Source organism: Novipirellula caenicola, assembly GCF_039545035.1.
GTDB classification, from domain to species: domain Bacteria; phylum Planctomycetota; class Planctomycetia; order Pirellulales; family Pirellulaceae; genus Novipirellula; species Novipirellula caenicola.
The window spans coordinates 1,009,988-1,021,648 of sequence record NZ_BAABRO010000002.1; the positions used below are offsets into that span (position 1 = coordinate 1,009,988).

Consider the following 11,661-nt stretch of genomic DNA (forward strand, 5'->3'; position numbering starts at 1 on the left):
ATTTCCCTTGTTTCTTTATCCCGCATTAACGATTGGCTTTTTGTTTGTCGCGGTGCCACTGTTGGTCCACTTGATCAACATGCTTCGGCATCGACGACAAAAATGGGCTGCCATGGATTTTTTGCTCGCGAGTTACCGCAAGCAGAAAAAGTGGATTCGACTGCGACAACTGCTGCTGTTGTTGTCGCGTTTGGCTGTGGCCGCCGTATTGATCGCGATGCTGTGCGGATGGAACGGGGGCGGGCAAATGCTCGGCATGTTGGGCGGAACCACCACGCACCACGTCGTCATCTTGGACGACAGCTATTCGATGGGGGATGCGTCCGGCGGGGCGACCGCTTACGCCAGAGCGCTGGAAGCACTTCAGGAATTAACGCGGCGATTGGCTACCGACGATGGCAACCATCAATTGACGGTGATGCGATCAAGCCGCGCGGCGTTGACGCTGCGGGGGGGCAGTGAATCGGGCGACTCGGCAGCCGATTTGTCTGCGCAAACGGTGACCTCTGATTCGCGGTTGATCAGCCGGGTGATGTCGACATCCGCATCGTCGCTGTTGACGGATTTGGTACCCGCGTTGGATTTGGCGACCGAGCTGATTCAATCGACTCCCGCCGACCGAAAGGTGCTGTACATCGCCAGCGATTTTCGTGATCGTGATTGGGCGGCGCCCCAGCGGTTGGCCGAGGCGATGCGGGGGATTTCCGGGGATGACGTTTCCATTCGGATGATCGATTGTGCGGTCGGCAATGCCGCCAATCTATCCGTCGTCGATGTTTCGCCCGCTCAAGATGTTTGGGTCGCCGGAGTCCCCGTGGTGATCAACGCCAAGGTTCGTAACAACGGGCCAAGCGACGTCAACAACGTTTCGCTGGACAGTCGGGTTTATCACTATCCCAACGAAGTCACTCAGCCCGATCCGACTTTGGTGACCAGCGGACGCGTCGAATCGCTTCCGGCGTTGGTGATTGAATCGTTGCCGGCGGGCGAGGAAGTGACCGTGGCGTTTCAAGTCTTTATTGCCGAGCAGGGAGTTCATGCGATCGAAGTGTCGCTGCCCGAGGACGCGTTGGCGATCGACAACAAACGGACCTGCACGTTACCGCTTTCGGATTCTGAAAAGGTGTTGGTGATCGATGCCGACCCCGAGGCTCGCGGTGCCTACCATGTTGCATCGGTGTTGGATCCTGGATCCCAGGTTCGCATCGGTGCGATTCCTGATGTCCAACCGCCGGCGTTTCTGCGATCGGCGACGTTGGAAACGTTTGCGGCCTACCGAGCGGTCTATCTGATCAATATCCCGGAAATCAACGAAAATGTCGCCGACGCGTTGGACCGCTACGTCCGCCGTGGTGGCGGGGTGATGTGGTTCCTTGGGGACGACATCCAGCGTGACGCATACAATCGCAACCTGTTGTCCGCCGGTCGGCAATTGTTGCCGATGCCGCTGGGGGAAACCAAACCGGTGGCACCATCGGACGAAGGGACGACGGCAGATGTGGTATTCGGCGATTCGCCCGAGTTGCTTGCTCCGCTGAAAACGGCGGGCGACGCCGCACTGTCACTGATCGGTTTGTCACGTTCCTGGACGCTTGAAACCCCGGGGCTCGAGGCCACCGATGATCCCAACCGGCCTCGTGTGAAAACGGTCTTGAAACGTCGCGATGGCAATGCGTTTGTGACCCAACATGATGTCGAACGTGGCCGAGTGATCACAGTGCTCAGCGGGATTGATGGCCAATGGACCAATTGGCCCGGTGATCCCACGTTTGTGGTCTTTCTGTTACAAGCCAATGCGGATCTATGGAGCGGAGCGGCCCCGCCGACTCGCCGCTTCATCGACGAACCAGTCGAGCGAACGATCGCGTTGGATCAATACGCGCCGCAGGTGATGTACTTGCCGGCGACTGAACAACCGCCGCGAGTTCCTATCGAAATGGTGGCCGAGCCCATCCAAAGTGATGCCACCGCTGAAACGGTTGCTCAAGTGGTGTTGGACCCGATGGAGATGGTGATCGCGGGCGAATCGAACGTCAGCGATCTATTGCAGCCGGGTATTTCGGAGTGGGCGTTTACACAAACCGATGGACGTCGCAGCATCATTCCGGTGGCGTCGGTGATCCGCAGCGGCGAAGGCAATCTGAAACGTGCCGACGCTGCCGTTATTCAACAAAACCTATTGCCAGTGGACGTGCGATTTTTGAGTAGTGAAGCATGGAATGCGGAAAACCAGACGGCCGGAAGCTCGAAATTAACCCTGTTTCTACTGGGTTTGTTGGGATTGTTGTTGGCAGCCGAACAAGCGTTGGCTTATTGGGCTAGTTACCACACATCGTCCACTGGGATCGGTGGCGGCAAACGGCCGGCGAGTCATCTCGGAGCCTTTTCACTGCGAGGTGCTCGATGAACGAAACCACAAACACGAGCGTGAACCAAGCGATTTCCGCAGCGACCTCAGGCGCCGCCGAGCACGATACGCAGCACATTGTTTACGAATTCGCGCGAGCGACGACACTCGAAGGATGGTGGTCGTGGGCAATTTTGGTTGCCGCGATTGTCGCGATTTTGTTTGTTTGCATCCGTCTGTACCGGCGTGACACGGCCGAGTTGTCGGTGGTCACGCGGCGAACCTTGATCGGATTGCGGTTGGTGACCATCGCCGCACTGATTTTCTTTTTCTTCGATTTGCACCGACGAACCGAACGCATGGTGACTCGGCCAAGCGAAGTGACCATTTTGGTCGATACGAGCCAAAGTATGTCGCTGCCTGTCGGCTCGATGGCCAGTACCGAGAGCCGGGCAGAGCGGACCGCCCGTTTGCTGAGCGAATCGAACCTGATCGAAAAACTCGAAACGGAACATCGCGTTAGCATTTATTCGTTCGACCAAACCAGCGACCCCAAGTTGTTGGAATCACGCGGCGGGCCCGCGGTGACCAATCCTGGTGAATCGGAGTTAGCACAGACGCGGCCGCCGGTTTCCAAATGGGCGACCGCCGGAGCGTTGTTGGTGGGGCTGGGGATCGTGTTGTCGGTGCTGTCGCTGCTATTCGGCGTAGCCGGCCGTGTCGAGCTGGTTGGATGGTGTGTGGGCGGCGCAGCGTTATCGTTTGCACTAGGTATCACCAGTCTGGGCAGCGTGTATGCGATCAACACCCAGCGAAGTCTCTCGCAGATTTTGGGCGTCGAGCCGACCGCGATCGAACCGGTTTTGGATGATGAACCCACGGTGGATGAGGCGACGAAACCGCTTCGCGTTTCGGATTGGGCCAAAGAGCTTGCGGCCACGGGAGCCCAAAGCCGGATCGGGGATGCACTTCGCAGTGTTCTAGCCGACCATGATCCGTCGACATTGGCCGGCGTGGTCGTTTTGACCGATGGCCAAAATAACGGCGGCGTCGGCTTGACCGCTGCGATCGCCACCGCCACTCGTAGCGAGGTTGCGGTATTTCCGATCGGGCTGGGCAGCAGCAGTGCGCCGACCAACGTTCGCGTCGTGGATCTCGATGCACCCCGCCGCGTTTATCCCGGTGACAAATTTGCCATTACCGCAATGTTGCAAGCGAGCGGCCCACAGGAACTCGAGGTCGATGTCCAATTGCTCGACAAGCTTGATGATGACGATGCCGGAACCAACGAAGCGGATCCGACTGCGAATTTGGGCGAGGTCATCGACAGCAAAAAGATCAAAGTGGCCAGCGATGGGACGTTGTCGGCGATCCGTTTTGAAATGGAACCGGAATCGGTCGGTCGTCGCCGTTTAGCTGTCCGTGTTGTCGCTCCGAAAGAAGATCAAAACAAACGCGACGACGTTCGTGACGCACGCTACGAAGTGGTCGCCAAAAAATTGCGAGTGCTCGCGATTGCCGGTGGTCCCACGCGGGAATATCGCTTTGTTCGCAACTTGTTGTTTCGTGATAAATCGATCGAGCTTGATGTTTGGTTGCAAACCGGCCGACCTGGGATGAGCCAGGATGCGGACCAGGTGTTGCAAGAGTTTCCCTCGCGACCCGAGGACTTGTTTCAATACGACACCATCATGGTGTTCGATCCCGATTGGACGGCGATCTCGGCCGAATCACTCGATTTGATGGACCGTTGGATTAGCCAACAAGCGGGTGGTTTGATCATTGTTGCGGGACCGGTTTACCATCCGCAGTGGACTCGTTTGCGGACCGATCCGCGAGTCAGCCGGATTTCGGGGTTCTTTCCCGTCAATCTTTCGACTCGTGGTGCACTGCTGAGCGGCGGTCGCCAAGGTGGCGACAATCCATGGCCGTTGGAGTTTACCCCCGAAGCCCGGCGGGCCGAGTTCTTGTGGATCGCCGAAGATCCCGCCGAAAGCTTTGACGTGTGGGAACAATTCGGAGGCGTCTACGATTTCGTGGGTGTCAAAAGTGCAAAACCCGGTGCCAAGGTCTACGCACATTTCTCGGACCCGACGACCGAGATCGGCGGCACCAAACCGGTTTACTTAGCGTCTCACTTTTATGGCGCTGGTCGGGTTTATTTCCAAGGCAGCGGTGAAATATGGCGACTTCGCGGCGAAAGTGACGCCTATTTCGACAGCTACTACACCAAGCTGGTCCGCTGGGTCAGCGAGGGACGATTGATGCGTGACAGCACCCGCGGCGTGTTGCTGGTCGATTCATCGCGAGTGATGGTGGGCGAGACGATTACGGTTCGTGCGATTTTGACCGATGACCAATTCGAACCCCTGAGTGTTCCTGAGGTCAATGCAAAATTGCTCGCTCCGAGCGGTCGCATCGACGACATCAAGCTGTTGCCGCTAAAGGGAGAACCGCGACCGGGAACCTACGGCGGACGCTTCGTCGTGCGTGAAGCCGGCAGCTACGAATTGCGATTGACGCTGGGCGATGCACTCGAAGAACAAGTGCTGCGTCAAAGCGTGCAAGTCCGCTTGCCGACCGTGGAACTGGAACGCCCTCGGCGTAACGATGATGAATTGAAGCAACTTGCCGATATGACAGGCGGCACTTATTCACCGATGGGCGAACAAACGGACTTGCAATCGCTTGCCGGTTCGCTCGCTTCGCTTTTAAAACCGCAACCTCAAACCACCGTTCTGCCGGGGACACCGGACATCGATTTTAACCGTCGTCGCAACATCGTGTTGATGTGGTTGATCGCGACGATGTTGACGATGGAGTGGGTTACCCGGCGTTTGCACCGATTGGCTTAGATGGGCACACAACTTTCACTCGATCCGAAACTACGTCAGCTGATCGATTCGCTCCGCCAGCGAATTCGTCGGTATGTCGTTATCGATTCACTGTTGGCAATTGTTTCCGTGGTGTTGGCCGCGTTTTGGATCGGATTGGCGTTGGACTACGGTCCGGTTTTGATGGGCGGCACCGAAATGCCGCCGCTGGCGCGATTGATCCTGTTGATCGTGGTCGCCGTCATCGTGGTGCTGATTGTGGGTCGGTTGCTGATTGGTCGGTTGCGACGACCGCTGCCGGACGACAGTTTGGCGCTTTTGTTGGAACGCCAACACCCGCATCTTGGTGGCCGCTTGGTGACCACCATTCAATTGAACCAATCCGGCCGTGTATACGATTCGCACGCCGAAGAGCTATTGAAACAAGTCCACCTCCAGGCAACGCAGGCGGTCGATAACGTTGACACGTCGCGGGTGTTTTCCTGGCAACCGATTGTGCGAAAATCGATGATCGTCGCCCCCCTGTTGCTGGCGTCGTTGATCTTGTTGATTTTCAGTCCCGCTGCGTTTGGTCGCGCCGCCGGACGTTTAACGCTGCTGTCAAATGATCCTTGGCCGCGGCGAGCCAAACTCGAGATGGTCGGGGTTGAGTTGCCCGTGATCACCGCCACGGACGAAGAAGCGTTGGCGCCGGAGCTTGTCGAATTTGAGGACCATGTGATCCGGTTGCCTCGCGGCAGCAGCGGGACGCTGCGGATTCGCGCCAAAGCCGATGACGCCGAAGTTCCCGTTGTCTGTACGGTCTATTATCGCAGCGACGATGGAACTCGCGGCCAATCCAACATGCGCCGGATTGGACGGGTGGTCGATGGTTACCAGTCCTTTGTTTTGGATGGTCCTCCGCTTGAGGGACTGAGCGACTCCATCTCGCTCAGTGTGCGAGGGCTTGACGCACGCTTGGATGATTTTCGTATCGAAGCCGTCACGCCGCCAGCGATTACCAAGATGAATGTGTCGGTGCGTTATCCCGAATACCTGCGTCCCGACGGCGCTTCGGAATTCGATTTGCAGACAAACTACCAAGCTGGATTGCGATTGCGTGAAGGCAGCGATGTGGTGTTGACGGCGACCAGCAGCGTTCCGCTTGGCGATACCGACGTGGTGCTCCGAAACGATGCCGGCGAATTCGAGCGAGTCGAGTTGATCCCAAGCGAAGATCGTCGCCAAGGACAAATCGTGCTCGATAACTTTACTGCCTCGACCGCCGTGCGGATTGTTCCTCGCGATCAACAAGGCATCTCGGCGCAATCGCCCTATCGTTACTTCTTTGGCGTCGTCACCGACGAAGCGCCCGAAGTGCAAATGCGGCTCAAAGGCATCGGCACCGCCGTGACCGCGATCGCCAAGATTCCATTGGAAGTCGTGGCAAAGGATGACTATGGCATCGAATCGCTGACCGTGTCGGTCACGCAGTCCGACGACCAAGAGCAAGCGGGCACCCCCGATGCAAACGGGGCGAATCAAGAAAAAGCACCATCTGATTCTGCCGCCGACGATGCCAACGGCGTCGATTTGCCGCTGAAATGGGATCGCGACGGAAACGCCAATACCGAGATCGACCTGCGTGATCTGGTGGCCGAACAGCGACTGGCTGCATTGGTTCCCGGTGGGGTGATCCATGTGTTAGCCGAAGCGCGTGACGCGTACGATCTCGGCCAATCGCACCTCACTCGAAGTGAATTGTATCGACTCGAGATCGTCACGCCTGAGAAGCTCTTGGCATTGCTCGAGCGTCGTGAATTGGGGCTGCGGACGCGGTTGGAACAAACCATTGATGAGACGCGGAATCTGCGGGACACCCTCGATTTGCTTCGCCGCAAAGGATTTGATTCCGCCACGGATGAGCCGAGCGAAGAAGAGGATGCGACCCGCACAGCCCAAGTTCGGCTGTTGAGAGTCCAGCAGACTGGACTGCAAACCAGTAAAACGACCGAAGAATTGACCGGGATTGCGGCCTCTTTGGACGATTTGTTGCAAGAGATGATCAATAACCGTGTCGATTCGGCAGATCGCCGCGAACGCATTGGTGTCGGGGTGCGTGATCCCTTGAAAAGCATCGTTTCTGGACCGCTACAGCGTTTAAAAGAGCAGATCCAGGCGATCGAGCGAAGTGTCGAAAACCCCGAGGAAGCGTCCGCGAAAACGAAAGAAGCGGTGCAAACCGCCGAGGACGTTTTGCTGCAATTGACGGCAGTGCTCGAAAAAATGCTTGATCTGGAAAGCTATAATGAAATCCTGGACATGGTGCGAGAGTTGATCGACGACCAAAACGAACTGCTCGACGAAACCAAAGCAGAACAGAAAAAACGTGTGTTGGACCTGTTCAAATAAGAGGCGACCGCATCGCTAAAATTGGCTGACGGTATTGCCGCAACACGATTAATCTGAGTGATCGAATCATGATTCAACCCAACGTACTGAAAAACCTCGTCTTCATTTTCGGGCTCGGGTTTCTGCTTAGCGGCTTTGGGGCACCCCCATTTGCCAAGGCTCAGGAAGCGAATCTTCCCGAGCGACAAACGGGCGTGGCCTCGCGTTATGAACGTTTGGAAGAACTGCTGCTGCGGCTGGCCGAGATGGAAGCGGCTGAAAATCCGGAACGTGCGGCGTTGTTACGGCGGGCGGCGCGTCAATCACGCGACCAATTCGTGCTCAGCCAATTGCGGGATGCCACCGAAGCACTGCAAAACCAACGATTCCAAGAAGCGGTCGACAAGCAAAAAGGGGCTGCCGAAGGGCTGCAAGGTTTGTTGCAGCTGCTGATGAGCGAGGATCGATCCAAGCGTATCCGTGATGAAAAGGAGCGGGTCGCCAATCTGATCAAAGATTTGAAACGCGTCGAGCGGGCTGAGCGTAGCACCCGTGCGCGAAACGAAAACGGCGCCGATTTGGATGAGATCCAAGCCGAGCAGGAAGCGATCACCAAACGCAGCGAAGCACTGCAGGCCGAACTGTCCGAAGACGATTCCGAAGCTGGATCGGACGAGGAAAAACAAGACGACGGCGCGGACGACAAGCAAGAAAAAGGGGACGACCAATCGGACAAACCTGACGAGGATTCGGAATCATCCGAGGATGCAAAGGATCCGAAATCGGGAGACCCAGAATCGGGTGACGCCAAGTCCGAGAAAGGGGACGGCATGGACCCCAGCGATCAAAAGCCCAGTGATCAAAAGCCGGGCGAATCCGGTGATCCATCCCAGGACAGTCCGAGCGAATCGGAATCGGCAAAACCGTCCGATGCCAAACCCTCGGATGCCAAGCCCTCGGATGCAAAACCGTCCGAATCCAACCCCAGTGGCGAGTCACCGCAGTCTCCGCCCAGTGGCGAATCGCCACCCGAATCATCGGATTCGTCGCAAGATCAACCGCAGTCGCCGCAGAGTCCTCAGCAGCAAGCTGAGCAGCAACTGCAAAAGGCGATCGAAAAGATGAAGGAGGCCGAGAAGGAACTCGAGCAGAACAAGCGAGCCGACGCGACGCAGAAGCAGCGGGAAGCGGAGGATAACCTGCGTGAAGCGATCGATCGGCTAGAGCGAATTTTGCGTCAGTTACGCGAGGAAGAGATGCAACGCGAGCTGGCAAAGCTGGAAAGTCGGTTGCGGCGGATGGCTGCGATGCAGTCCAAGGTGCTTGATGACACGATTGCACTGGCTGCGACGCCGAAATCCCAGCGCAACCGTCAAACCGATCTAAAAGCGGGCGATTTGGCGTATGAAGAGAAGAAAATTACGCTCGAAGCGGACCGTGCGATGCTATTACTACGTGAAGAAGGTTCGAGTGTCGCGTTTCCGGAAGTGGTTTCTCAAATTCGTCTCGACACGACTCACGTGGCTGAACGGCTCGGTGAGACTAAGATAGATGCAGTCACTCAAGGGATTCAACAAGATATCTTAGCGGCCCTTGAGGAGATGATTGCCGCCACTCAAAAGGCGCAGCGGGATTTAGAAAAGAAGAAGCAGCAACAACAGGGCCAACCTCAGCAGGGGGGAAAGCAAGAGCAACCCCTCGTCGAAGCACTGGCCGAATTAAAATTGATCCGTACGATGGAAACACGGATCAAAACAACGACATCCCGCTATGCCGGGTTGTTAGAATCAAAGGAATCAACGGCAGAAGAGACATTGCCCTTGCTTCAAGACTTGTCCGAACGTCAAAATCGGTTGTATCAAATCACTCGTGACTTGGTGCTCAAACGCAATCAATAAAACTGCGAGGTTGTCTGTGGGTTACACCAACGCTTCTCAAAGAGCCCTTCACCAAACCGCGTCTGCCCACCAGGGACGCTCGGCGGTGGAAGTGTCCGAGTCAAACCACCATGCGGTTTCCCGCTGGTTGATCGCATTTTTTGTCTGGGGCTCGATGGCGATTTTCGCGTCGATGGTGATCGGGGCGGATGCGTTGGAACGCGAAGCAAGTTGGCGAGCTTACAATGTTGACGAGATGTCGCAGATGCTGCGATCGTCGTTGGATGAACTCGGAATCATTCCCGATCGGATGGATCAAGCGTCGGACGAGTTTGTTTCGGCGATCGAAAAGAATGATGCCGATTCGCTTGACGCGTTCGTCGCGGTGATCCGTGGTCTCGCACCCACCGTGGAAAACTTAGTCAGTTCGACCCAGCGCAGTCTTGCTGCAGCCAGCGCCAGCGTCGATCCGAATACTCCCACCTACGGCGAAATCGAATCGTTACCCAAAACGATGCGGATGAGTGTCCGCACTTGGTTGGGACGCGAGCTGGTTCGCAATCGGCTTTACGACGAGGCGTTGCCAGTGATCGCCGAAGTCGATCCGACGGAATCGATCGATCCTGCTGCCGTACTGTTCTATCGTGGTGCTTGCTACCATGCGCTGCTGATGAAAAAGGAAGCCTTGGCTGATTTGCGTCGCCTGCTTGAAAACGAAGAAGATTGTCCGATCCGTTTCTCGCGAACTGCGACGATGATGGTGTCGGACATCAAGCCGCTCAAGGAAGATTCGCTCGACGAGATCTCGCGGATCATGACCGATGTCACTCGCCGTTTGGATCTAGGACGCAGCGATGAACAGGTGGAGAAACGAGAGCAAGAGATCATCGACAAGTTGACAAAGCTGATCGACAAGATCGAAGAGCAGCAACAACAGCAGCAACAGCAACAACAATCCAGTGGCGGTCAGGGAGGCCAGGGTGGTCAGGGCGCCCCGATGGCCGACAGCCAAGCGGGCGGCGCCAGCGGCAACGGCGATGTTGATCGAAAGAAGATCAAAGACCGCGACGGATGGGGGAACCTGCCGCCAGCGGAGCGCAACGAGGCGTTACAGCAAATCAGCCGCGACTTGCCCACGCATTATCGCGAAGCGATCGAAGCCTACTTCCGCAAACTGGCCACCGAAGGCCAGTGAGCTTTCTTAGACGCCAAGTGCTGGATCTAAGGCAAATCTGAATTCACCTCCCCCTTGGGGAGGTCAGAGTCGGCGGCAGCCGGCTCTGGGTGGGGCTTGCAGTGTTAGAAATGGATGTTTCCAGCATGGTTTCTCCACCCTCCCCGGCCGCGTCCTGCGGCCGACCCTCCCGGAGGGAGGGTAAGTCCGAATTCACCTCCCCTTTGGGGAGATGCCCGCACAAGTCCTTGGCTCCCCTCTCCCCCAATAAAGCCGTGGTTGCCAAAGCAACTTAGTCGATGTGACGCTGGACGCAGCGATGCGACAAAGTGCGTAACTCTAGTCGGCTTTATTGGGGGAGAGGGGCTGGGGGTGAGGGGGATTAGCAGTGGCAAAACGACGAAGGCGAACCCGAAATGCTGAAGCCACAAGTTCGCACGCGATCAAAGCTCAACCGCAAATGAGTTCGCGAGTGATGTTTGGCAGATGGTTCGAAATCGTCGTTGCTGTGGCGAAAAGTTTCGCCGCGAAGTTGTGATTGAACCGTATACCGTAGATTTCTGCTGCATCGCTTTAAAGTTGGTCGTGGAAGTCGATGGTGAGCATCACTTTACTGATGCTGGTCTGGCTTCAGATCGAGCGAGAGATCAGTATCTCATGCAACTTGGGTACAAAGTCTTAAGGTTTCCGGGTTACGAAGTACTTCGAGATCCTAAGGCGGTGCGTGACCGAATCGCGATGACAATTACCGAAATTCGGAGCTCGTGAGCCCCCCTCACCCCCAGCCCCTCTCCCCCAAAGACTGACTCGCTCGGGCTCGCCAGTCTTTGGGGGAAAGGGGAGCCAGAATTTTGTATCGCTACCTCGGCTCTGGGTGGGGCTCGTTGTGTTAGAAATGGATGGTTCCAGCATGGTTTCACCACCCTCCCCGGCCGCATCCTGCGGCCGACCCTAGTATATGATCGTTGTGGTGTTTCGACTGGTTTTCACGTCGATTCGCTGTGATGACCTTTTCGCAGTCGCTCTGCGGAGAGGTCGCTGACTCACAGATCCGATCCG

The 11,661-nt window shown here is 56.6% G+C and carries 5 protein-coding genes and 1 pseudogene; all 6 read left to right on the forward strand.

The window, feature by feature from the left end; all coding sequences use genetic code 11:
- Positions 1 to 7: 7 nt before the first annotated feature.
- Positions 8 to 2,407, forward strand: a complete 2,400-nt coding sequence (locus tag ABEA92_RS07510; protein WP_345683186.1) for a BatA domain-containing protein — start codon at positions 8 to 10, stop codon at positions 2,405 to 2,407.
- Positions 2,404 to 5,202: a VWA domain-containing protein gene (locus tag ABEA92_RS07515; protein ID WP_345683187.1), complete on the forward strand. Its 2,799-nt coding sequence runs from the start codon at positions 2,404 to 2,406 to the stop codon at positions 5,200 to 5,202. The genes ABEA92_RS07510 and ABEA92_RS07515 overlap by 4 nt, the downstream gene beginning before the upstream one ends.
- Positions 5,203 to 7,572, forward strand: coding sequence for a polyketide synthase (locus ABEA92_RS07520; RefSeq protein WP_345683188.1), 2,370 nt, complete (start codon positions 5,203 to 5,205; stop codon positions 7,570 to 7,572).
- Positions 7,573 to 7,640: 68 nt separating this feature from the next.
- The gene (locus ABEA92_RS07525) at positions 7,641 to 9,449 is read left to right on the forward strand and encodes a hypothetical protein (protein ID WP_345683189.1); all 1,809 of its coding nucleotides are present in this window, start codon (positions 7,641 to 7,643) and stop codon (positions 9,447 to 9,449) included.
- Positions 9,450 to 9,540: 91 nt separating this feature from the next.
- Positions 9,541 to 10,623 carry a hypothetical protein gene (locus ABEA92_RS07530; RefSeq protein ID WP_345683190.1) on the forward strand — a complete coding sequence of 361 codons (1,083 nt, stop codon included), beginning with the start codon at positions 9,541 to 9,543 and terminating at the stop codon, positions 10,621 to 10,623.
- A 426-nt stretch (positions 10,624 to 11,049) separates the two neighbouring features.
- Positions 11,050 to 11,370: pseudogene (locus ABEA92_RS31360) on the forward strand (endonuclease domain-containing protein); the annotation flags it as partial.
- Positions 11,371 to 11,661 lie beyond the last annotated feature (291 nt).